The 22,183-nt window shown below is 57.5% G+C and carries 20 protein-coding genes; 16 read left to right on the top strand and 4 right to left on the bottom strand.

Features of this window, described 5'->3' with window-relative positions; genetic code table 11:
• The first annotated feature begins 110 nt into the window (after window positions 1-110).
• Window positions 111-2,375 (top strand): 5-methyltetrahydropteroyltriglutamate--homocysteine S-methyltransferase, encoded by a 2,265-nt coding sequence (gene metE, locus ABLX76_RS24375; protein ID WP_348875394.1) that lies wholly within the window; start codon window positions 111-113, stop codon window positions 2,373-2,375.
• A gap of 59 nt (window positions 2,376-2,434) precedes the next feature.
• Here metE and ABLX76_RS24370 read toward each other — a convergent pair whose 3' ends face one another.
• Entirely contained in the window at window positions 2,435-3,247 is an 813-nt protein-coding gene (locus ABLX76_RS24370; RefSeq protein WP_023291577.1) for a dienelactone hydrolase family protein, read from the bottom strand.
• Window positions 3,248-3,519: 272 nt separating this feature from the next.
• On the opposite strand from ABLX76_RS24370, the gene udp reads away from it, so the two are divergent.
• The 9 genes from udp (at window position 3,520) to tatD (ending at window position 11,471) form a co-directional block, all read left to right on the top strand.
• Window positions 3,520-4,281 (top strand): uridine phosphorylase, encoded by a 762-nt coding sequence (gene udp / locus ABLX76_RS24365; protein WP_348875393.1) that lies wholly within the window; start codon window positions 3,520-3,522, stop codon window positions 4,279-4,281.
• 133 nt (window positions 4,282-4,414) lie between these two features.
• Window positions 4,415-5,863, top strand: coding sequence for a DNA recombination protein RmuC (rmuC, locus tag ABLX76_RS24360; protein ID WP_023291578.1), 1,449 nt, complete (start codon window positions 4,415-4,417; stop codon window positions 5,861-5,863).
• 70 nt (window positions 5,864-5,933) lie between these two features.
• Entirely contained in the window at window positions 5,934-6,689 is a 756-nt protein-coding gene (gene ubiE, locus ABLX76_RS24355) for a bifunctional demethylmenaquinone methyltransferase/2-methoxy-6-polyprenyl-1,4-benzoquinol methylase UbiE (RefSeq protein WP_023291579.1), read from the top strand.
• A 13-nt stretch (window positions 6,690-6,702) separates the two neighbouring features.
• Window positions 6,703-7,308 (top strand): SCP2 domain-containing protein, encoded by a 606-nt coding sequence (locus tag ABLX76_RS24350; RefSeq protein ID WP_032454522.1) that lies wholly within the window; start codon window positions 6,703-6,705, stop codon window positions 7,306-7,308.
• On the top strand, window positions 7,305-8,945 hold the full coding sequence (ubiB, locus tag ABLX76_RS24345) for a ubiquinone biosynthesis regulatory protein kinase UbiB (protein ID WP_032454523.1): 1,641 nt from the start codon (window positions 7,305-7,307) through the stop codon (window positions 8,943-8,945). The genes ABLX76_RS24350 and ubiB overlap by 4 nt, the downstream gene beginning before the upstream one ends.
• 129 nt (window positions 8,946-9,074) lie before the next feature.
• Window positions 9,075-9,326 (top strand): Sec-independent protein translocase subunit TatA, encoded by a 252-nt coding sequence (tatA, locus tag ABLX76_RS24340; protein ID WP_002883425.1) that lies wholly within the window; start codon window positions 9,075-9,077, stop codon window positions 9,324-9,326.
• Window positions 9,327-9,329: 3 nt separating this feature from the next.
• Complete coding sequence (gene tatB, locus ABLX76_RS24335) at window positions 9,330-9,854, top strand: Sec-independent protein translocase protein TatB (RefSeq protein WP_023291582.1); 525 nt, start codon at window positions 9,330-9,332, stop codon at window positions 9,852-9,854.
• Between the two features lie 2 nt (window positions 9,855-9,856).
• On the top strand, window positions 9,857-10,636 hold the full coding sequence (gene tatC, locus ABLX76_RS24330; RefSeq protein ID WP_004886745.1) for a Sec-independent protein translocase subunit TatC: 780 nt from the start codon (window positions 9,857-9,859) through the stop codon (window positions 10,634-10,636).
• A gap of 43 nt (window positions 10,637-10,679) precedes the next feature.
• A complete protein-coding gene (gene tatD / locus ABLX76_RS24325; protein ID WP_032454525.1) occupies window positions 10,680-11,471 on the top strand; it encodes a 3'-5' ssDNA/RNA exonuclease TatD in 792 nt (263 codons plus the stop codon).
• Here the strand turns inward: tatD and rfaH are convergent.
• On the bottom strand, window positions 11,468-11,956 hold the full coding sequence (gene rfaH / locus ABLX76_RS24320) for a transcription/translation regulatory transformer protein RfaH (RefSeq protein ID WP_004886742.1): 489 nt from the start codon (window positions 11,954-11,956) through the stop codon (window positions 11,468-11,470). The genes tatD and rfaH overlap by 4 nt on opposite strands.
• A gap of 178 nt (window positions 11,957-12,134) precedes the next feature.
• On the opposite strand from rfaH, the gene ubiD reads away from it, so the two are divergent.
• Together ubiD and fre are read left to right on the top strand one after the other, a co-directional pair.
• Window positions 12,135-13,610 carry a 4-hydroxy-3-polyprenylbenzoate decarboxylase gene (gene ubiD / locus ABLX76_RS24315; RefSeq protein ID WP_023291584.1) on the top strand — a complete coding sequence of 492 codons (1,476 nt, stop codon included), beginning with the start codon at window positions 12,135-12,137 and terminating at the stop codon, window positions 13,608-13,610.
• 49 nt (window positions 13,611-13,659) lie between these two features.
• The gene (fre, locus tag ABLX76_RS24310) at window positions 13,660-14,361 is read left to right on the top strand and encodes an NAD(P)H-flavin reductase (protein ID WP_004886735.1); all 702 of its coding nucleotides are present in this window, start codon (window positions 13,660-13,662) and stop codon (window positions 14,359-14,361) included.
• 193 nt (window positions 14,362-14,554) lie between these two features.
• Here the strand turns inward: fre and fadA are convergent, their stop codons facing one another.
• Both fadA and fadB read right to left on the bottom strand, forming a co-directional pair.
• The gene (gene fadA, locus ABLX76_RS24305; protein WP_004886733.1) at window positions 14,555-15,718 is read right to left on the bottom strand and encodes an acetyl-CoA C-acyltransferase FadA; all 1,164 of its coding nucleotides are present in this window, start codon (window positions 15,716-15,718) and stop codon (window positions 14,555-14,557) included.
• Between the two features lie 9 nt (window positions 15,719-15,727).
• The gene (gene fadB / locus ABLX76_RS24300; RefSeq protein ID WP_101862610.1) at window positions 15,728-17,917 is read right to left on the bottom strand and encodes a fatty acid oxidation complex subunit alpha FadB; all 2,190 of its coding nucleotides are present in this window, start codon (window positions 17,915-17,917) and stop codon (window positions 15,728-15,730) included.
• Window positions 17,918-18,108: 191 nt separating this feature from the next.
• On the opposite strand from fadB, the gene pepQ reads away from it, so the two are divergent.
• Genes pepQ through hemG form a run of 4 tightly spaced genes read left to right on the top strand, consistent with a single transcriptional unit; the run spans window position 18,109 to window position 22,099 of the window.
• Window positions 18,109-19,440: a Xaa-Pro dipeptidase gene (gene pepQ, locus ABLX76_RS24295; protein WP_348875392.1), complete on the top strand. Its 1,332-nt coding sequence runs from the start codon at window positions 18,109-18,111 to the stop codon at window positions 19,438-19,440.
• A complete protein-coding gene (locus ABLX76_RS24290; RefSeq protein ID WP_182962345.1) occupies window positions 19,440-20,054 on the top strand; it encodes an IMPACT family protein in 615 nt (204 codons plus the stop codon). Before pepQ ends, ABLX76_RS24290 begins: the two co-directional genes overlap by 1 nt.
• A 39-nt stretch (window positions 20,055-20,093) precedes the next feature.
• Window positions 20,094-21,545, top strand: coding sequence for a Trk system potassium transporter TrkH (trkH, locus tag ABLX76_RS24285; RefSeq protein ID WP_004886724.1), 1,452 nt, complete (start codon window positions 20,094-20,096; stop codon window positions 21,543-21,545).
• Window positions 21,546-21,556: 11 nt separating this feature from the next.
• On the top strand, window positions 21,557-22,099 hold the full coding sequence (hemG, locus tag ABLX76_RS24280; RefSeq protein ID WP_023291587.1) for a menaquinone-dependent protoporphyrinogen IX dehydrogenase: 543 nt from the start codon (window positions 21,557-21,559) through the stop codon (window positions 22,097-22,099).
• Window positions 22,100-22,183 lie beyond the last annotated feature (84 nt).

Raw genomic sequence — 22,183 nt, 5'->3', positions numbered from 1 at the left:
CTGCACTTCCTCACCCCAGTCACTGACTTCAGTAAGCTCCTGGGGATGAGCAAGTTTGCCGCCTTCCCTAAATCCGAAATCTTTCGGATTGCAATTATGAGGCTCAAAAAATGACAATTATTAACCACACCCTCGGTTTCCCTCGCGTTGGCCTGCGCCGCGAGCTGAAAAAAGCGCAAGAGAGCTACTGGGCGGGCAATGCCACTCGCGAGGAGCTGCTGGCGGTAGGCCGGGAACTGCGCGCCCGTCACTGGGAGCAGCAGAAGCAGGCCGGTATTGACCTGCTGCCGGTGGGCGATTTCGCCTGGTACGACCATGTTCTGACCACCAGCCTGCTGCTTGGCAACGTGCCGGCTCGTCATCAGAACAAAGACGGCTCTGTCAATATCGATACCCTGTTCCGCATTGGCCGCGGCCGCGCTCCCACCGGCGAGCCAGCGGCCGCTGCGGAAATGACCAAGTGGTTCAACACCAACTATCACTACATGGTGCCAGAGTTCGTGAAGGGCCAGCAGTTCAAACTGACCTGGACCCAACTGCTGGATGAAGTGGACGAAGCGCTGGCGCTGGGCCACAAGATCAAGCCCGTGCTGCTGGGGCCGGTGACCTATCTGTGGCTGGGCAAAGTGAAAGGCGAACCGTTTGACCGTCTGAGCCTGCTGAATGACATCCTGCCGGTTTATCAGCAGGTGCTGGCCGAACTGGCGAAGCGCGGCATTGAGTGGGTGCAGATTGATGAACCGGCGCTGGTGCTGGAGCTGCCGCCAGCGTGGCTGGAGGCCTTTAAACCGGCTTATGACGCCCTGCAGGGCCAGGTCAAACTGCTGCTGACTACCTATTTTGAAGGCGTTAGCGACAATCTCGAGACCATTGCTGCGCTGCCGGTCCAGGGGCTGCACGTCGATCTGGTCCACGGTAAAGATGATGTCGCCGAACTGCATAAATGTCTTCCTGCCGACTGGCTGCTGTCCGCCGGCCTGATCAACGGGCGTAACGTCTGGCGCGCCGATCTCGCCGAAAAATATGCGCAAATTAAAAACCTCGTCGGTAAGCGCGAACTGTGGGTCGCGACATCCTGCTCTCTGTTGCACAGCCCGATCGACCTGAGCGTGGAGACGCGCCTTGATGCGGAAGTGAAGAGCTGGTTTGCCTTCGCGCTGCAAAAATGCGGTGAGCTGGCGCTGCTGCGCGATGCGCTGAACAGCGGCGATACCGCGGCGATTACCGAGTGGAGCGCGCCAGTCCATGCCCGTCGCCATTCGACGCGCGTACATAACCCGGCGGTGGAAAAACGGCTGGCGGCGATCACCGCTCAGGACAGCCAGCGCGCCAGCCCCTATGAGGTTCGCGCTCAGGCGCAGCGTCAACGCTTTAACCTGCCGGCGTGGCCGACCACCACTATCGGGTCATTCCCGCAGACGACCGAGATCCGCGGCCTGCGCCTGGACTTCAAAAAGGGCAATCTGGACGCCAGTCATTATCGTACCGGCATTGCGGAACATATTAAGCAGGCGATCGTCGAGCAGGAGCGGTTAGGATTAGACGTACTGGTGCACGGGGAAGCCGAGCGGAACGATATGGTGGAATACTTCGGTGAGCATCTGGACGGTTTCATCTTCACGCAAAACGGCTGGGTGCAGAGTTATGGCTCCCGCTGCGTGAAGCCGCCGGTGGTGATCGGCGACGTCAGCCGTCCACAGGCGATCACCGTCGAATGGGCGAAGTACGCGCAGTCGCTGACCGACAAGCCGGTGAAAGGGATGCTCACTGGACCGGTGACGATTCTGTGCTGGTCCTTCCCGCGGGAAGACGTCAGCCGTGAAACCATCGCGAAACAGATTGCGCTGGCCCTGCGTGATGAAGTGGCGGATCTGGAAGCGGCCGGTATCGGCATCATCCAGATTGATGAGCCTGCCTTGCGCGAAGGGTTACCGCTGAAGCGCAGCGACTGGGATGCCTATCTGCAGTGGGGTGTGGAAGCCTTCCGCCTTAACGCCGCGGTGGCCAAAGACGACACTCAGATCCATACCCACATGTGCTATTGCGAGTTCAACGACATCATGGACTCCATCGCCGCGCTGGACGCCGACGTGATCACCATTGAAACCTCGCGTTCCGACATGGAACTGCTGGAGTCGTTCGAAGTGTTCGAGTATCCCAATGAAATCGGGCCGGGGGTATATGATATTCACTCGCCAAACGTACCGAGCGTGGAGTGGATCGAAGCGCTGCTGGAAAAAGCCGCGCAGCGTATCCCGGCGGAGCGGCTGTGGGTCAACCCGGACTGCGGCCTGAAAACCCGGGGCTGGCCGGAGACTCGCGCCGCGCTGGCGAATATGGTGCAAGCGGCGCGTAACCTGCGTCAATCTGCCTGATCGTCACCCGAAAAATCAAAAAGGAGGCATTTGCCTCCTTTTTTTCCTGCTTCGGACGATTACCCTTTTTTACCGCCATATTGAGCAAACCAGTCGAGCATCCGCTGCCAGCCGTCTTTGGCTGACTCTTCGTGATAGCTGGCGCGATAGTCGGCGTTAAAGGCGTGATCGGCTTCAGGATAGACCACGATTTCCGCCGTGGCGTTGGCCGCCCGCAGCGCCTGGCGCATGGTTTCGACGGTGTCCTGTGGAATGCTGGCGTCTTTAGCGCCGTACAGGCCGAGTACCGGGGCGTTGAGATCGACGGCGATATCCACCGGGTGTTTTGGCGAATTCAGCGATTTTTCTCCTACCAGTTTGCCGTACCAGGCTACCGCCGCCTTCAACTGCGGGTTATGGGCAGCATATAGCCAGGTGATACGTCCGCCCCAGCAGAAGCCGGTGATCAGCAGACGATGGGCATCGCCGCCATGGCGCGCCGCCCAGCTGGCGACGTGGTCGAGATCCGCCAGCACCTGCGCGTCCGGCACCTTCGTAACCAGCTCTTTAAACAGGGTCGGGATATCGTGATACTCATTCGGATCGCCCTGACGGAAGTACAATTCAGGCGCGATAGCCAGATAGCCTTCCTGCGCCAGGCGACGACAAAGATCGCGAATATGCTCATGCACGCCGAAGATTTCCTGCACCACGATGACGATCGGCAATGGGCCATCAGCGTTTTTCGGGCGGGCATGGTAAGCCGGCATGTTTTCCCCCTGAGAGGGAATAGAGGTCTCTCCGGCGACAATATGCTCTTCCGGCGTATGAACAGCGGTTGCGGCATGCGGCGAGGCTGCAGGTGCGAATCCAGGTTGCTTGGTGGTGGTCATGGTATTCTCCGTACCCTTATTTATTAGCGCATCAGTAACTATAGACCCTTTACCTTTAGTTCGGGCGGTAATAAAGCACAGTGCCTGAAAGCGGCTATCTTTTGTTCAGTGACGATGGATATAACTTGTTAATGTGATGTTTATCACTATTTACTGAAAAACAACTGCAATCATTATTGTTCTTGGTGACTAACATCACAAAATGTTGCCAAGGGCTTCTGTACAGTACCGTTTTGCTTCTGCTGATAATTCGACCCACAGAGGAGTTTTTTATGTCCAAGTCTGATGTTTTTCATCTCGGCCTCACCAAGAACGATTTACAAGGGGCTACGCTGGCTATCGTCCCTGGCGATCCGGAGCGTGTGGAAAAGATCGCCGCGCTGATGGATAAGCCGGTTAAGCTGGCATCTCACCGCGAATTTACCTCCTGGCGCGCGGAACTGGACGGCAAACCGGTGATCGTCTGCTCCACCGGCATCGGCGGCCCGTCTACGTCTATCGCTGTGGAAGAGCTGGCGCAGCTTGGCGTGCGTACCTTCCTGCGCATTGGCACCACCGGCGCCATTCAGCCGCACATCAACGTTGGCGATGTGCTGGTGACTACCGCTTCCGTTCGTCTGGACGGCGCCAGCCTGCACTTCGCGCCGATGGAATTCCCGGCCGTCTCAGATTTCGCCTGCACCACCGCGCTGGTGGAAGCAGCGAAATCCATTGGCGCCACCACCCATATCGGCGTGACTGCTTCCTCGGATACCTTCTACCCGGGACAGGAGCGTTACGACACCTTCTCCGGCCGCGTAGTGAGCCGCTTCAAAGGCTCCATGGAAGAGTGGCAGGCGATGGGCGTGATGAACTATGAAATGGAATCCGCTACGCTGCTGACCATGTGCGCCAGCCAGGGTCTGCGCGCCGGGATGGTGGCCGGGGTTATCGTTAACCGTACCCAGCAAGAGATCCCTAACGCCGAAACCATGAAGCAAACCGAAAGCCATGCGGTGAAAATCGTCGTGGAAGCGGCGCGCCGTCTGCTGTAATTCAACGCTTTCCCTGTCAGGCCGGATCCTCCGGCCTCTTTTTTGCGTCGCCTCTCGCAGGAAATTCCTTTTAAACTGGACGTTTGTACAGCACAATTCTATTTTGTGTCATCAGGTTATCGCAGGGGGCGTCGTGGATCTCTCCATTATTATCAGCGCGGTTATCGCACTGGCTGCTGGATTAATCGTCGGCTGGCTGGCGACCAAAGCGCGCGCCGATCAAATTCGGGCCGATCTTATCGAGGAGCGGCGAGAGCTGGATATTGAGCTGAGCGCCGCCCGTCAGCAGCTGGTACAGGAAGCCCACTGGCGTGAAGAGTGCGAGCTGCTGAACAACGAGCTGCGCAGCCTGCGGGATATCAATACCTCGCTGGAGGCCGATCTGCGGGAGGTTACCACCCGGCTCGAATCCACCCAGCTGCATGCGGAAGATAAGATCCGCCAGATGGTGAACAGCGAACAGCGCCTGAGCGAGCAGTTTGAAAACCTCGCCAACCGCATTTTCGAACACAGCAACCGACGCGTCGATGAGCAAAATCGCCAGAGCCTGCATGGCCTGCTGACACCGCTGCGCGAACAGCTGGACGGGTTCCGCCGCCAGGTGCAGGAGAGCTTCGGCCAGGAGGCGCGGGAAAGGCACACCCTGGCGCATGAGATCCGCAACCTGCAGCAGCTGAACGCGCAGATGGCGCAGGAGGCGCTGAACCTGACCAAAGCGCTGAAGGGCGATAACAAAACTCAGGGCAACTGGGGGGAAGTGGTTCTCACCCGCGTGCTGGAAGCCTCCGGCCTGCGGGAAGGCTATGAGTACCAGACCCAGGTCAGCATCGAGACCGACAACCGCTCGCGGATGCAGCCGGACGTCATCGTGCGCCTGCCGCAGGGTAAAGACGTGGTTATCGACGCCAAAATGACCCTTGTCGCCTATGAGCGCTATTTCAACGCCGAGGACGACTACACCCGCGAAGTCGCGCTGCAGGAGCACCTTGCCTCGGTGCGTAATCATATTCGCCTGCTGGGACGCAAGGATTATCAGCAACTGCCGGGCCTGCGCTCCCTCGACTATGTGCTGATGTTTATTCCCGTCGAGCCGGCATTTCTGCTGGCCATTGATCGTCAGCCCGAGCTCATCAGCGAGGCGCTGCAAAATAATATTATGCTGGTCAGCCCGACGACGCTGCTGGTGGCCCTGCGCACCATCGCCAATCTGTGGCGTTATGAGCACCAGAGCCGCAACGCGCAGAAGATCGCCGAGCGGGCGGGGCGCCTTTACGACAAAATGCGCCTGTTTGTGGACGATATGTCCGCTATCGGCCAGAGTCTGGATAAAGCGCAAGAGAACTATCGCCAGGCGATGAAAAAGCTCGCTTCCGGGCGCGGTAATCTGCTGGCTCAGGCGGAGGCTTTTCGCGGGTTGGGCGTGGAGGTCAAGCGCGGGATTAATCCTGATTTAGTCGAACAAGCCACTGCTCAGGACGATCAATATCGTCTCGAAGAGGAGGATAACCTGCCGGAAAATGACGCATTTTCGCCCGACTCTGCCGAGGCGGTGCGCAGCCGGGAGGCGGCTCCGCCACGCTGAAACGTATGGGAAATGCGCTGAGTCTGATACACTCAGTGAACATTTTCTTGAAAAGCAAGCAGGCATAAAGATGGTTGAGGATTCACAAGAAACGACGCACTTTGGCTTTCAGACGGTCGCTAAAGAGCAGAAAGCGGACATGGTGGCGCATGTATTCCATTCTGTCGCCGCAAAGTATGATGTGATGAATGACTTAATGTCGTTTGGTATCCATCGTTTGTGGAAGCGTTTCACCATCGACTGCAGCGGTGTACGTCGCGGGCAGACCGTGCTGGATCTGGCGGGGGGTACCGGTGATTTGACGGCTAAGTTTTCCCGTCTGGTAGGGGAAACCGGCCGCGTTATGCTTGCTGATATCAATGATTCAATGCTCAAAATGGGCCGCGAAAAGCTGCGCAATATCGGCATCGTGGGTAATGTTGAGTATGTTCAGGCCAACGCGGAAGCCCTGCCGTTTGCTGATAATACCTTTGACTGCATCACCATCTCTTTCGGTCTGCGTAACGTGACCGACAAAGAGAAAGCGCTGCGTTCGATGTACCGCGTGCTGAAGCCGGGCGGACGTCTGCTGGTGTTGGAGTTTTCTAAACCCATTATTGAACCGCTGAGCAAAGCCTACGACGCTTACTCCTTCCATATCCTGCCGAAGGTGGGCGAGCTGGTGGCAAAAGACGGCGACAGCTATCGCTACCTGGCGGAGTCGATCCGTATGCATCCGGACCAGGAATCCCTGAAAGGGATGATGCAGGATGCAGGCTTCGAAAGCGTGGACTACTACAACCTGACGGCAGGTATCGTTGCTTTGCATCGCGGTTACAAGTTCTGACAGGAGGGACGCTATGCCTTTCACACCCCTGGTGACCGCTGGCATTGAAACGGCGCTGAATACTTTCCTCTGGCGCGACAAAGCGCTAAAACCCGCCCGCCAGCGCCTGCTGGGCAAGGTATTGCGGGTACAGCTGCAGGACTTCTCCACGCCCGTGGTGCTGGTGTTCAGCGAACGCCAGGTTGATGTCCTGAGCGCCTGGGAGGGAGAGGCCGACTGCACCGTGATTACCCGGCTCAGCGTACTGCCAAAACTGCGCAACCGTCAGCAGCTCACGGCGCTTATCCGCAGCGGCGAGCTGGAAGTGCAGGGCGATCTGCAGGTGGTGCAGAACATGGTCACCCTGTGCGATCTGGCGGAGTTCGATCCCGCTGAACTGCTGGCGCCTTACACCGGCGACATCGTGGCCGAAGGCGTCGGTAAAGTCCTCCGCGGCGGCGCTCAGTTTTTACTGAAAGGGGCGCAGCGCCAGCAGCGCTATGTCGCGGAAGCGATCACTGAAGAGTGGCGCCTGGCGCCGGGGCCGCTGGAGCTGGCCTGGTTTGCTGAAGAGACGACGGCTATTGAACGCGCGCTGGCCGCACTGGAAAAACGGCTGGAAACGCTGGAGGGCAAATGACGCCAGGAGAATTACGGCGCCTGTATTTCATCGTCCACACCTTTTTGAGCTACGGGCTCGATGAGCTCATCCCCAAAATGCGGATCACGCTGCCGCTGCGTATCTGGCGGCGGATGCTGTTCTGGATGCCAAACCGCCATCAGGATCAACCCCTTGGCGCCCGTCTGCGGCTGGCGCTTCAGGAGCTGGGGCCGGTGTGGATTAAATTCGGCCAGATGCTGTCCACGCGGCGGGATCTCTTTCCGCCGCATATTGCCGATCAGCTGGCGCTGTTGCAGGACCGCGTGGCGCCCTTTGACGGGAAGCTCGCGCAGCAGCAGATAGAGAAAGCGATGGGTGGCCTGCCGGTGGAGGCCTGGTTTGATGATTTCTCCGTTGAGCCGTTAGCCTCGGCGTCTATCGCCCAGGTGCATACCGCGCGTCTGAAAGAGAACGGCAAAGAGGTGGTGATCAAGGTTATCCGTCCGGATATTTTGCCGATCATTAAAGCGGACATGAAGCTCATCTACCGCCTGGCGCGCTGGGTGCCGCGTCTGCTGCCTGACGGCCGCCGTCTGCGCCCGCAGGAGGTGGTTCGTGAGTATGAAAAAACGCTGCTGGACGAGCTGAACCTGCTGCGGGAATCCGCCAACGCCATTCAGCTGCGGCGTAATTTCGAAGACAGCCCGATGCTGTATGTGCCGGAAGTGTACCCCGACTACTGCAGCGAAAGCATGATGGTGATGGAGCGCATCTACGGCATTCCGGTGTCCGACGTCGAGGCGCTGGAGGCTCAGGGAACCAACCTGCAGCTGCTGGCGGAGCGGGGCGTGCAGGTCTTCTTCACCCAGGTGTTCCGCGACAGTTTTTTCCATGCTGATATGCACCCTGGCAACATATTCGTCAGCTACGAGCACCCGGAAGATCCGCAGTATATCGGTATCGATTGCGGCATTGTCGGCTCGCTGAACAAAGAAGATAAGCGCTATCTGGCGGAAAACTTTATCGCCTTTTTCAACCGCGATTATCGTAAGGTTGCCGAGCTGCACGTCGACTCCGGTTGGGTTCCGCCGGACACTAATGTCGAAGAGTTTGAGTTCGCGATCCGCACGGTCTGCGAGCCCATCTTTGAGAAGCCGCTGGCGGAGATCTCCTTCGGCCACGTGCTGCTTAATCTGTTCAACACCGCGCGGCGCTTCAATATGGAAGTCCAGCCGCAGCTTGTTTTGCTACAGAAGACATTACTTTACGTAGAAGGGGTAGGCCGGCAGCTCTATCCTCAGTTAGACTTGTGGAAAACGGCGAAGCCTTTCCTTGAGTCGTGGATCAAAGATCAGGTCGGTATTCCGGCGCTGGTGCGCGCGTTTAAAGACAAAGCGCCGTTCTGGATCGAAAGAATGCCTGAAATACCTGAGCTGGTGTATCAGAGCCTGCAGCAGAGCAAACAGCTGCAGACCAGCGTCGATACTATCGTGCGGGATATGCATGTGCGTCATGTGCGCCAGGGCCAATCCCGTTATCTGTTTGGTATAGGCGCGGTTTTATTGCTCAGTGGTACGCTGCTCTTTATCCATCGCCCTGAGTGGGGAATGATGCCCGGCTGGCTGATGGCCGGCGGTGTCGTGACCTGGCTGATTGGCTGGCGAAAAACCCGCTGATCGGTTCGCCACTTCATGACGCAGGCTTATTTGCGCAAAATCATGCCGGTGGCCTGACGGCGAGGCGGCTGGCAGGATGGCGTGTATAATGCGTCCACATAATTCATCATCTGTCATAGGGGAACGTGTATGGGTGGTATCAGTATTTGGCAGTTATTAATTGTTGTCGTCATCGTAGTTCTGCTTTTCGGGACGAAGAAGCTGAGCTCACTGGGGTCAGACTTAGGGGCATCCATCAAAGGCTTTAAAAAAGCCATGAGTGATGATGATAAACCCGAAAAGTCGGCGCCAGACGCAGATTTCACGGCGAAAACTATCGCCGACAAACAGGATGATGCAAAAAAAGACGAGACAAAACGCCACGACAAAGAGCAGGTGTAACTCGTGTTCGATATTGGTTTTAGTGAACTACTGCTGGTGTTTGTAATTGGCCTCATTGTTCTGGGGCCACAGCGGCTTCCCGTCGCGGTTAAAACGGTGGTTGGCTGGATCCGTACGCTACGGTCGCTGGCGACCACGGTGCAGAATGAGCTGGCTCAGGAGCTAAAACTGCAGGAGTTCCAGGAGAGCCTCAAGAAGGTGGAAAAGGCCAGCCTGAATAACCTGACGCCGGAGCTGAAAGCCTCTATGGACGAGCTGCGCGAGGCCGCGGAGTCGATGAAGCGCTCCTATAGCGCCCACGATCCGGAAAAGGCCAGCGACGAAGCGAATACCATCCATAATCCGGTGGTGAAAGGCAGCGAAGCGCAGCGACAGGACGTCACGCCGGCGACGGCCGAACATCAGGCCAGCGCTCCGGTTCATGCGCCGGAGCCCGTGGCCGACGAGCAACCCGCTTCACCGGCAGAGAAAACATCCGCTACGGCGGCTGCCCCCCATTCTTCCCCCGCATCGAGTGATAAACCGTAAACATGGGCGTAGACGATACACAACCGCTAATTTCGCATCTGATTGAGCTGCGCAAGCGTCTGCTCAACAGCATCATTGCTATCCTGGTGATCTTCCTGGCGCTGGTCTATTTCGCCAATGATATCTATCAGCTGGTCTCGGCCCCGCTTATCAGCAAGATGCCGGTAGGCGCGACGATGATCGCCACCGATGTCGCTTCACCTTTCTTTACGCCGATAAAGCTGACCTTTATGGTGTCGGTGATCCTGTCGGTGCCGATTATTCTGTATCAGGTATGGGCCTTCGTCGCGCCGGCGCTGTATAAGCACGAGCGCCGGCTGGTGGTGCCCTTGCTGGTCTCCAGCACGCTGCTGTTCTATATCGGCATGGCTTTCGCGTATTTTGTCGTGTTTCCGCTGGCGTTCGGCTTTCTGACCCATGCTGCCCCGGAGGGGGTGCTGGTCTCGACCGATATCCGCAGCTATCTCGACTTCGTGATGGCGCTGTTTATGGCGTTCGGGGTCTCTTTTGAGGTGCCGGTCGCCATTGTGCTGCTCTGCTGGATGGGCGTCACTACGCCGGAAGAGCTGCGCAAAAAACGGCCGTATGTGCTGGTGGGCGCCTTCGTGGTGGGCATGCTGCTGACGCCGCCGGACGTGTTCTCGCAGACGCTGCTGGCCATTCCGATGTACTGTCTGTTTGAAGTCGGGGTGTTCTTCGCCCGCTTCTACACCGGGAAGCGCCTGACGCGCGATGACGATGCCGCGGCCGAAGCTGAAGCCGCTGAACACAGAGAAGAGTAATACCGCCAACCGCCCGTCAGGGCGGTTGTCATATGGAGCGATCATGTTTGATATCGGCGTTAATCTGACCAGTTCGCAGTTTGCCCGCGACCATGATGAGGTGGTGGCGCGCGCCCGGTCGGCGGGTGTCCACGGCATGCTGCTGACCGGCACAAATTTGCCGGAGAGCCAGCAGGCGCAGAGAATGGCGAGCCATTACGCCGGCTGCTGGTCCACGGCGGGGGTTCATCCCCATGACGGCAGCAGCTGGACGCCAGCGGTCGCCGAGGCGATTTATGTCCTTGCCCGCGAGCCGCAGGTGGTGGCGATAGGGGAATGTGGTCTGGATTTTAATCGTAATTTCTCCACGCCGCAGGAGCAGGAGGCGGCATTCAGCGCCCAACTGGCGCTGGCCGCCGAGCTGTCGATGCCGGTGTTTTTACACTGCCGCGACGCCCACGACCGGTTTCTGACGCTACTTAAACCCTGGCTTGGGAAGATCCCGGGCGCGGTGCTGCACTGCTTTACCGGCAGCCGCAGCGAGGTGCAGGAATGTCTGGATCTGGGGCTGTTTATCGGCATTACCGGTTGGGTGTGCGATGAGCGGCGCGGGCTCGAGCTGCGAGAGCTACTGCCGGCGATCCCGGCGGAACGTCTGCTGCTGGAGACCGATGCGCCTTATCTGCTGCCGCGCGACCTCAAGCCGAAACCCGCCTCGCGTCGTAACGAGCCCGCGTATTTGCCGCATATCCTGGCCAGCGTCGCGGCCTGGCGCGGCGAGGAGGCGCAGTGGCTTGAGGCGCAAACGGACGCAAACGTCAGAGCGCTGTTTGGCGTAGACGTTATCGGCGCTTAGATTTTCTGGAAATCGGTGTTTTTAACGCTCTGCAGGACTTGCTTATTCAGCAGGTTTAACAGCAACATAGAGCGTGCTTCACCGTCCGGCTCGGTAAAGATAGCCTGTAAGCCTTCGAACGCGCCGTCGGTGATCAGTACGCTATCGCCCTCATGCGGCGTTTCCGGGTCGGTGATGCCTTCCGGTTTATAGATAGAGAGCTGATGGATGACCGCCGAAGGGACGATAGCGGGTAGGGCGCCAAAGCGCACGAAGTTGTTAACCCCGCGGGTGGCGCTGATGGTGGTGGTATGAATCACCTCTGGATCGAACTCAATAAACAGGTAGTTCGGGAACAGCGGTTCGCTGACCATGGTGCGTTTACCGCGAATGATTTTTTCCAGCGCAATCGTCGGCATCAGGCAGTTAACTGACTGACGTTCCAGATGTTCCTGGGCTCGTTGTAGCTGCCCACGTTTGCAATACAGTAAGTACCAGGCTTGCATAATGACTCATTCCACTTCTAATAACGGCAAGCATAACAAATGGCTGGTGTAATCGCGAAAGCCATTATAATTGAAATCCAAATTTCAGCGTTCTTTCACGCTAATTTAACAAAATTACAGCATCTCGCCGTTGAACACCGTATAATTAGCCGCCTGTAGAGAGGTCAATAACACTTTCATGAAATATCACGATCTTCGCGACTTTCTGACACTCCTGGAACAACAGGGCGAACTAAAACGTATCACTCTGCCGGTCGATCCCCACCTGGAAATCACCGAAATTGCCGACCGCACCCTGCGCGCTGGCGGTCCGGCGTTGCTGTTTGAGAATCCGAAAGGCTATACCATGCCGGTGCTGTGCAACCTGTTCGGCACGCCGCGGCGCGTGGCGCTGGGGATGGGTCAGGAGGACGTCAGTTCGCTGCGCGAGGTGGGTAAGCTGTTAGCCTTTCTGAAAGAGCCTGAGCCGCCCAAAGGTTTCCGCGATCTGTTTGATAAGCTGCCGCAGTTTAAGCAAGTGCTGAATATGCCGACCAAACGTCTGCGCGGCGCCCCCTGCCAGCAAAAAATCATCCAGGGCGATGACGTCGACCTGAGGAAAATCCCGATTATGACCTGCTGGCCGGACGATGCCGCGCCGCTGATCACCTGGGGGCTGACGGTGACCCGCGGGCCGCACAAAGAGCGGCAGAACCTGGGGATTTATCGCCAGCAGCTGATTGGCAAAAACAAACTGATTATGCGCTGGCTGTCTCATCGCGGCGGCGCACTGGATTTCCAGGAGTGGAGCGCGGCGCGTCCGGGCGAACGCTTCCCGGTTTCTGTGGCGCTCGGCGCCGACCCAGCGACCATTCTTGGCGCGGTGACCCCGGTGCCGGATACGTTGTCGGAATATGCCTTTGCCGGGCTGCTGCGCGGTACCAAAACCGAAGTGGTGAAATGCGTCTCGAACGATCTTGAAGTGCCTGCCAGCGCAGAGATTGTGCTGGAAGGTTATATCGAGGCCGGGGAGATGGCGCCGGAAGGTCCGTATGGCGACCATACCGGCTACTACAATGAAGTAGACCAGTTTCCGGTGTTTACGGTCACCCATATTACCCAACGTGAAGACGCGATTTATCATTCGACCTATACCGGCCGTCCGCCGGATGAGCCTGCGGTGCTGGGCGTGGCGCTGAATGAAGTCTTCGTCCCGATCCTGCAAAAACAGTTTCCGGAAATCGTCGATTTCTATCTGCCGCCGGAAGGGTGCTCCTACCGCCTGGCGGTGGTGACGATGAAAAAACAGTATGCAGGCCATGCCAAGCGCGTGATGATGGGCGTCTGGTCGTTCCTGCGCCAGTTTATGTACACCAAATTCGTGATTGTCTGCGATGACGATGTCAACGCCCGCGACTGGAACGATGTGATTTGGGCGATCACTACCCGTATGGACCCGGCTCGTGATACGGTACTGGTAGAGAATACGCCAATTGATTATCTGGATTTTGCCTCGCCGGTTTCCGGCCTGGGTTCAAAAATGGGGCTGGATGCCACCAATAAATGGCCTGGCGAAACCCAGCGTGAATGGGGTCGCCCAATCAAAAAAGATCCTGCCGTCACGGCGCGCATTGACGCCATCTGGGATGATCTGGCCATCTTTAAACAACAGTAAGCGGGGCTAACGCCGCTGTTTTGCTCTATAGACCCGACAGAGGGGACGCATGACAACCTTAAGCTGTAAAGTGACCTCGGTGGAGGCGATTACCGATACCGTGTATCGTGTTCGATTAGTACCGGAAGCGGCATTCTCTTTCCGCGCTGGCCAGTATCTGATGGTGGTAATGGATGAGCGCGACAAACGCCCATTCTCCATGGCCTCCACGCCGGCGGAACAGGAATTTATCGAACTGCATATCGGCGCCTCGGAGCTCAATCTGTACGCGATGGCGGTCATGGATCGCATCCTGAAAGAGCGCGAAATTGAGGTTGATATCCCGCATGGCGAAGCCTGGCTGCGTGAAGATGAAGACCGCCCGCTGATTTTGATTGCCGGCGGCACCGGCTTCTCTTATGTGCGTTCTATTCTGCTGACCGCGCTGTCACGCAATCCTCAGCGCGATATCGCGATTTACTGGGGCGGCCGCGAGACCAAACATCTGTACGATCTGGCTGAGCTGGAAGCCTTGAGCGTCAAACATCCGAATCTGCGCATTGAGCCGGTGGTTGAGCAGCCGGAAGAGGGCTGGCGTGGGCGTTCCGGCACCGTGCTGACCGCGGTGCTGCAGGATTACGGTACCCTGGCCGATCACGATATCTATATTGCCGGGCGTTTTGAGATGGCCAAGATTGCTCGCGACCTGTTCTGCAACGAACGCGGCGCGCGCGAAGATCGCCTGTTTGGCGACGCGTTTGCCTTTATCTGATATCTGCAAATAAAAAACCCGCCCCTGACAGGCGGGAAGAACGGCAACTAAACTGTCTCTCTTCGCCAATGACGTCATAACTGCGTCGGCTGCGCTCGCTCACCCGAATCACTTACTTCAGTAAGCTCATCGGGGTTCGCTCGCTTGCCGCCTTGTTCTGACGCCATTGGCTGTGAGATACCCTTTTGTAAATTTACACCCGCTCAAACACGGTGGCGATCCCTTGTCCCAGGCCAATGCACATGGTGGCGAGGCCGAACTGGGCATCTTTACGCTCCATCTGATTGATCAACGTGGTGCTAATACGCGCCCCGGAACAACCCAGCGGATGACCGAGCGCGATCGCCCCGCCGTTAAGGTTGATCTTCTCATCGATCTGCTCCATCAGGCCCAGATCTTTAATGCACGGCAGGATCTGCGCGGCAAAGGCCTCATTCATTTCAAAGACGTCGATATCGCTGGTGGATAAGCCCGCTTTTTTCAGCGCCAGCTTCGAGGCGGGAACCGGGCCATAGCCCATAATGGACGGGTCGCAGCCGACCACCGCCATCGAACGGACGCGGGCGCGTGGCTTCAGCCCCAGTTCGCGGGCGCGACTTTCGCTCATCAGCAGCATCGCCGCCGCGCCATCGGAAAGGGCGGAAGAGGTACCCGCCGTTACCGTACCGGTCACCGGGTCAAACGCCGGCCTCAGGGTAGACAGCGTCTCGACGGTGGTTTCCGGGCGGATCACTTCGTCATAGTTAAAGGACTTCAGTACGCCATCGGCATCGTGGCCGCCGGTGGGGATAATCTCGGCTTTGAATGCGCCGGACTGGGTCGCAGCCCAGGCGCGGGCGTGGGAGCGCGCGGCGAACTGATCCTGCATTTCCCGGCTAATGCCGTGCAGACGCGCCAGCATTTCAGCGGTCAGCCCCATCATCCCTGCCGCCTTCGCCACGTTGCGACTCAGGCCCGGGTGGAAATCGACGCCGTGGCTCATCGGCACATGGCCCATGTGCTCCACGCCGCCAATCAGGCAGACGCTGGCATCGCCGGTCATGATCATGCGTGCGGCATCGTGCAGCGCCTGCATGGAAGAACCGCACAGACGGTTAACCGTGTTTGCCGGTACCGAATGCGGGATCTCCGCCAGCAGCGCCGCGTTACGGGCGATGTTAAAACCCTGCTCGAGGGTTTGCTGTACGCAGCCCCAGTAGATATCGTCTATCGCGCTTGCCTCAAGCGACGGGTTGCGCGACAGCAGGCTACGCATCAGGTGCGCGGAGAGGTCTTCCGCGCGCACGTGGCGAAATGCGCCGCCCTTTGAACGGCCCATCGGGGTGCGAATAGCATCGACAATGACAACCTGTTCCATTGTGACTCCTTAAGCCGTTTTCAGAGCGCCAACCGGACGGGCTGGCTCTACCTGGGGATAATACGCTTCGTTATGGCGCGCTTTGTCACGCAGACCGGCAGGGACTTCATACAGCGGCCCAAGGTGCTGGTACTGCTGCGCCATATCGAGATACTTCGCGCTGCCGATGGTATCCAGCCAGCGGAAGGCGCCGCCGTGGAACGGAGGGAAGCCGAGGCCGTATACCAGCGCCATATCCGCTTCCGCCGGGCTGGCGATAATGCCTTCTTCCAGGCAGCGGACGACTTCGTTAACCATCGGGATCATCATGCGGGCGATAATCTCTTCATCGCTGAAATCGCGCTTCGGCTGGCTGACGTCGGCCAGCAGGCTGTCGACGGCAGCATCTTCTTCTTTCTTCGGCTTACCTTTGCTGTCGTCTTTATAGCGCCAGAAGCCGAGGCCGTTCTTCTGGCCGAAACGGTTGGCGTCAAACAGGGCGTCGATGGCGTCGCGATAATCTTTCTGCATCCGCTGCGGGAAGCCCGCCGCCATGACCGCCTGAGCATGGTGCGCGGTGTCGATGCCGACCACGTCCAGCAGATAGGCCGGGCCCATCGGCCAGCCAAACTGTTTCTCCATCACTTTGTCGACTTTGCGGAAATCCGCCCCGTCGCGCAGCAGCTGGCTGAAGCCGGCGAAGTAGGGGAACAGCACGCGGTTGACGAAGAAACCGGGACAATCATTGACCACGATTGGCGTCTTGCCCATTTTGCTGGCCCAGGCGACGACTTTGGCAATGGTCTTATCCGAGGTTTTTTCGCCGCGGATCACTTCTACCAGCGGCATGCGATGCACCGGGTTAAAGAAGTGCATGCCGCAGAAGTTTTCCGGGCGCTGCAGAACGCTGGCCAGCTCGCTGATGGGGATCGTTGAGGTGTTGGACGCCAGCACGGTATCCGGGCGGATTTTATCTTCCGTTTCCGCCAGCACCGCTTTCTTCACTTTCGGGTTTTCCACCACCGCTTCAACGACCACGTCCACGCGATCAAAACCGCTATACTCCAGCGTTGGCTGAATGGTGCTTATTACTCCGGCCAGCTTCAGACCGTCGATTTTGCCGCGTTCAAGCTGTTTATTCAGTAGCTTCGCCGCTTCGGTCATGCCGAGCGTCAGCGATTTATCGTTGATGTCCTTCATGATGACCGGCACGCCTTTCCACGCCGACTGATAAGCGATGCCGCCGCCCATAATGCCCGCGCCCAGGACGGCGGCCTGCTTCGGCGTTTCGACATCTTTGGTCAGTTTTTTCGCTTTCGCTTTGACGTACTGGTCGTTGAGGAAGATACCGACCAGCGCGCGGGCCTCATTGGTATGAGCCAGCGGAACAAAACTTTTATTTTCCAGCACCAGGGCCTCTTCACGACCAAGACGCGCGGCGGCTTCAATGGTTTTCACCGCGGTGATCGGCGCCGGATAATGCTTCCCGGCGGTTTGCGCGACCATGCCTTTGGCGATGGTGAAACTCATCGTCGCTTCAATTTTGCTGAGCTTCAGCGGCTCCAGCTTCGGTTGACGTTTCGCTTTCCAGTCCAGGTCGCCCTGAATCGCCTGGCGCAGGATCGCCAGCGCGCCGTCGCGCAGTTTGTCGGCAGCAACTACGCCATCCACCAGGCCGATTTTCAGCGCTTGATCGGCACCGACATCTTTCCCGGCAGCAATGATCTCCAGCGCGCTGTCGGCGCCGAGCAGGCGCGGCAAACGGACTGAGCCGCCGAAGCCTGGCATAATGCCGAGTTTGGTTTCCGGCAGACCAATGCGCAGATCCGGCGTCGCCAGGCGGTAATCGGTCGCCAGGACGCATTCACAACCGCCGCCCAGCGCGTAACCGTTGACGGCGGAGACAGTGGGGACGGGAAGATCTTCCAGACGGTTGAAGACGCTGTTAGCAAAATGCAGCCATTGGCTTAACTGCTCCTCAGGGACCAGGAACAGTGAGAGGAATTCCGTAATATCCGCGCCGACGATAAACGCCGCTTTTTCAGAGCGCAGCATCAGGCCTTTGAGATCGTTTTGTTTTTCCAGTACGTCCAGCGCATGACCGAGGCTGGCTACGGTTGCGGTATCAAGCTTGTTGACCGAACCTGGGGCATCGAACACCAGTTCGGCGATGCCATCTTCCAGCCAGTCGAGGTACAGGGTGTCGCCTTTGTAGAGCATGTCAGTCTCCTGAATCCAGCAATATGATCTGGTCATACCAGATGAAACGGAGTGTGGAATTTATGTTAAAGAATTGCAAATTACTCTTTAAATAATTGCTGGTCGGATCACATCCGGTGGAAATCACCCGCACGCAGGTCGATGTGCTAAGATGCGGAGTATCACGATCCCATAAAAGCAAAGGACAAAAGATGGAATCCCTGGCCGCGCTCTATAAAAATCATATTGTTACCCTACAAGAACGTACCCGCGACGTCCTGTCCCGTTTTCAGATGGATGCTCTGCTGATTCACTCCGGCGAGCTGGTTAACGTCTTCCTTGATGACCATCCGTACCCGTTCAAGGTCAATCCGCAGTTCAAAGCCTGGGTGCCGGTGACTCAGGTGCCTAACTGCTGGTTGCTGGTGGACGGTGTGAATAAACCGAAGCTGTGGTTCTATCTGCCGGTTGATTACTGGCATAACGTTGAGCCGCTGCCAACCTCGTTCTGGACCGAAGAGGTCGATGTGGTCGCGCTGCCGAAGGCCGATGGCATCGGCAGCCAACTGCCTGCCGCTCGCGGAAATATTGGTTATATCGGGCCGGTGCCGGAGCGCGCGCTGGGTCTGGGAATCGCCGCGGATAAGATCAACCCGAAAGGGGTTATCGATTATCTGCATTACTACCGGGCTTACAAAACCGATTACGAGCTGGCCTGTATGCGTGAAGCGCAGAAGTCGGCGGTGAATGGTCATCGTGCGGCCTATGAAGCTTTTCAGTCCGGGATGAGCGAATTCGATATCAATCAGGCCTATCTTACCGCAACCGGTCACCGCGATACCGACGTGCCTTACAGCAACATCGTGGCGCTGAACGAGCATGCTTCTGTCCTGCACTACACCAAACTGGACCACCGCGCTCCGGCGGAAATGCGCAGCTTCCTGCTCGACGCCGGTGCGGAATATAACGGCTATGCTGCGGATCTGACGCGGACCTGGGCGGCACACGGCGATAACGATTTCGCCCATCTGATTAAAGACGTTAACGACGAGCAGCTGGCGCTGATTAGCACCATGAAAGCCGGGACTCGCTACGTCGATTACCATACCCAGTTCCACCAGCGTATTGCGAAGCTGCTGCGTAAACACCAGTTAGTCACTGACATGAGCGAAGAGGCGATGGTGGAAAACGATCTGACCGGGCCATTTATGCCGCACGGGATTGGTCATCCGCTGGGTCTGCAGGTGCATGATGTTGCTGGCTTTATGCAAGACGACTCCGGTACGCATCTGGCGGCGCCAGCGAAATACCCGTATCTGCGCTGCACCCGTATTATCGAGCCGCGTATGGTGTTGACCATTGAACCCGGCATCTACTTTATCGAGTCGTTACTGGCGCCGTGGCGTGAAGGCCCGTTCAGCAAACACTTCAACTGGCAAAAAATTGACGCCATGAAGCCATTCGGCGGGATCCGTATCGAAGATAACGTGGTGGTTCACGAAAACAGTATCGAAAATATGACGCGCGATCTGAAGCTGGCCTAATGGAGAGCTGGTTAATCCCGGCGGCGCCCGTTTCCGTCGTTGAGGAGATCAAAAAGAGCCGTTTTATCACGTTGTTGGCGCATACCGACGGCGTGGCGGCGGCGAAAGCCTTTGTCGAGTCCGTCAGAGCGGATCACCCCGATGCCCGTCACCACTGCGTGGCGTGGGTCGCCGGACCGCCTGATGATTCGCAACAGCTTGGGTTTTCTGATGATGGCGAACCGGCGGGAACGGCGGGTAAACCGATGCTGGCGCAGCTGATGGGAAGCGGCGTCGGCGAGATAACCGCTGTCGTCGTGCGTTACTACGGTGGTATCCTGCTGGGCACCGGCGGCCTGGTGAAAGCCTATGGCGGCGGTGTTCATCAGGCGCTGGCGCAGTTGACGACACTGCGCAAGACGCCGTTAACGGCATATACTTTGCAATGTGAATATGGGCAACTGGCCGGCGTCGAAACGCTGCTCGCCCAATTTTCCGGCAACGTCGTTGAAAGCGAATATCTGGCGTCGGTTCGGCTGCGCGTGGCGCTTCCCCAGGCTGAAGTGGCGGCTTTTTCAGCAAAACTGGCTGATTTTAGTCGCGGTTCATTGCAATTGCTGAAGATTAACGAATAATCCCCTCTGTTTTTTTGCCTATCAAAGGAAGCGCCAGAGATGCATTTTCGCGCCATAACCCGAATCGTTGGACTGCTGGTCATCTTGTTTTCGGGGACGATGATCGTCCCGGGATTAGTGGCCCTGATATATCGCGATGGCGCGGGACGGGCCTTCACTCAAACTTTTTTTGTCGCTCTGGCGATCGGCTCCATGCTGTGGTGGCCGAACCGTAAGCAAAAGGGCGAACTGAAATCCCGTGAAGGATTTCTGATCGTGGTGCTGTTCTGGACCGTGCTGGGTAGCGTAGGGGCCTTGCCCTTTATTTTCGCCGAACAGCCGAACCTGACGGTGACGGATGCCTTCTTCGAGTCATTTTCCGGCCTGACGACGACCGGGGCGACCACCCTGGTGGGGCTGGACTCGCTCCCGCACGCTATCCTCTTTTACCGGCAGATGCTGCAGTGGTTCGGCGGCATGGGGATCATTGTGCTGGCGGTGGCGATTCTGCCTATCCTCGGCGTCGGGGGGATGCAGCTCTACCGTGCGGAAATGCCCGGCCCGCTGAAAGATAACAAGATGCGCCCGCGCATCGCCGAGACGGCAAAGACATTGTGGCTCATCTATGTGTTACTGACGGTCGCCTGCGCATTGGCGCTCTGGTTTGCCGGTATGCCGGCCTTCGATGCGATAGGGCACAGCTTCGCCACCATCGCCATCGGCGGTTTCTCGACTCACGATGCCAGCGTCGGCTATTTCAACAGCCCGATGATCAACTCCATCATTGCCATCTTCCTGCTGATCTCCGGCTGTAACTACGGTCTGCATTTTTCGTTGTTGAGCGGACGCAGCCTGAAGGTGTACTGGCGCGACCCTGAGTTTCGAATGTTCATTGGCGTCCAGTTGACGCTGGTCATCGTCTGTACGCTGGTGCTATGGCTTCATAACGTGTACGGCTCGGTGCTGACGACGCTGAATCAGGCGTTTTTCCAGGTGGTGTCGATGGCGACCACCGCGGGATTCACCACCGATAGCATTGCGCGCTGGCCGCTGTTCCTGCCGGTGCTTCTGCTGTGCTCCGCATTTATCGGCGGCTGCGCAGGCTCCACGGGCGGTGGCTTAAAGGTTATCCGTATCCTGTTGCTGTTCAAGCAGGGCAACCGTGAGCTTAAGCGTCTGGTTCACCCGAATGCGGTGTATAGCATTAAATTAGGTAACCGCGCGCTGCCGGAACGTATTCTGGAAGCGGTATGGGGATTCTTCTCCGCCTATGCGCTGGTTTTTATCATTAGTATGCTGGCTATTATCGCCACCGGGGTGGATGACTTCTCCGCTTTCGCCTCCGTGGTGGCGACATTGAACAACCTCGGGCCTGGGCTCGGCGTCGTCGCGGACAACTTTGCCACCATGAACCCGGTCGCGAAATGGATCCTGATTGCTAATATGCTGTTTGGTCGTCTGGAAGTGTTCACCTTACTGGTGCTCTTTACTCCCACTTTCTGGCGCGAATAACAGGAGTGCTCGTGAAAACTTTAATTCTCTTTTCCACCCGCGACGGGCAGACACGTGAAATCGCTTCGTTTCTCGCCTCTGAGCTTAAAGAGCTGGGTATCGATGCGGACACCCTGAATCTGAACCGTACCGATGACGTGGAATGGCATCATTATGATCGCGTGGTGATTGGCGCGTCGATTCGCTACGGACACTTTCATCCGGCGGTGGACCGCTTTGTGAAAAAGCACCTTGCAGCATTGCAGGCGCTGCCGGGGGCATTCTTTTCGGTGAACCTGGTTGCGCGTAAACCCGAGAAGCGCACGCCGCAGACCAACAGCTATACGCGCAAGTTTCTGCTCAACTCGCCGTGGCAGCCGCAGAGCTGCGCGGTGTTTGCCGGGGCGCTACGTTACCCGCGTTACCGCTGGTACGATCGGTTTATGATCCGCCTGATTATGAAAATGACCGGGGGCGAAACGGATACCCGTAAAGAAGTGGTCTATACCGACTGGCAACAGGTCTCCCGATTTGCCCGAGAAATCGCGCAAATGATCCGCAAACAGGGCGTTTAAACAGCGTCTTGATGGAAAAGCGAGCGAACGAAAAGTTTTTTTGCATTTCCCCTTGTCACCTCAGAATTACTCCCTATAATGCGC

The sequence above is a fragment of the Klebsiella sp. JB_Kp004 genome (assembly GCF_040065795.1).
Lineage (GTDB): Bacteria > Pseudomonadota > Gammaproteobacteria > Enterobacterales > Enterobacteriaceae > Klebsiella > Klebsiella quasipneumoniae.
Note: the sequence above shows the minus strand (reverse complement) of the source record. Positions and strands in the feature narration are given on the sequence as shown.

Bases quoted from the DNA above. Each gene is read 5' to 3' on its own strand.
- tatA (WP_002883425.1), top strand. From the start codon at position 9,075: ATGGGTGGTATCAGTATTTGGCAGTTATTAATTGTTGTCGTCATCGTA.
- fadB (WP_101862610.1), bottom strand. From the start codon at position 17,917: ATGCTCTACAAAGGCGACACCCTGTACCTCGACTGGCTGGAAGATGGC.
- rfaH (WP_004886742.1), bottom strand. From the start codon at position 11,956: ATGCAAGCCTGGTACTTACTGTATTGCAAACGTGGGCAGCTACAACGA.
- tatC (WP_004886745.1), top strand. From the start codon at position 9,857: ATGGGCGTAGACGATACACAACCGCTAATTTCGCATCTGATTGAGCTG.
- ubiB (WP_032454523.1), top strand. From the start codon at position 7,305: ATGACGCCAGGAGAATTACGGCGCCTGTATTTCATCGTCCACACCTTT.
- ubiE (WP_023291579.1), top strand. From the start codon at position 5,934: ATGGTTGAGGATTCACAAGAAACGACGCACTTTGGCTTTCAGACGGTC.
- trkH (WP_004886724.1), top strand. From the start codon at position 20,094: ATGCATTTTCGCGCCATAACCCGAATCGTTGGACTGCTGGTCATCTTG.
- udp (WP_348875393.1), top strand. From the start codon at position 3,520: ATGTCCAAGTCTGATGTTTTTCATCTCGGCCTCACCAAGAACGATTTA.
- fre (WP_004886735.1), top strand. From the start codon at position 13,660: ATGACAACCTTAAGCTGTAAAGTGACCTCGGTGGAGGCGATTACCGAT.
- fadA (WP_004886733.1), bottom strand. From the start codon at position 15,718: ATGGAACAGGTTGTCATTGTCGATGCTATTCGCACCCCGATGGGCCGT.
- ABLX76_RS24350 (WP_032454522.1), top strand. From the start codon at position 6,703: ATGCCTTTCACACCCCTGGTGACCGCTGGCATTGAAACGGCGCTGAAT.
- ubiD (WP_023291584.1), top strand. From the start codon at position 12,135: ATGAAATATCACGATCTTCGCGACTTTCTGACACTCCTGGAACAACAG.
- ABLX76_RS24370 (WP_023291577.1), bottom strand. From the start codon at position 3,247: ATGACCACCACCAAGCAACCTGGATTCGCACCTGCAGCCTCGCCGCAT.
- pepQ (WP_348875392.1), top strand. From the start codon at position 18,109: ATGGAATCCCTGGCCGCGCTCTATAAAAATCATATTGTTACCCTACAA.
- metE (WP_348875394.1), top strand. From the start codon at position 111: ATGACAATTATTAACCACACCCTCGGTTTCCCTCGCGTTGGCCTGCGC.
- tatD (WP_032454525.1), top strand. From the start codon at position 10,680: ATGTTTGATATCGGCGTTAATCTGACCAGTTCGCAGTTTGCCCGCGAC.
- ABLX76_RS24290 (WP_182962345.1), top strand. From the start codon at position 19,440: ATGGAGAGCTGGTTAATCCCGGCGGCGCCCGTTTCCGTCGTTGAGGAG.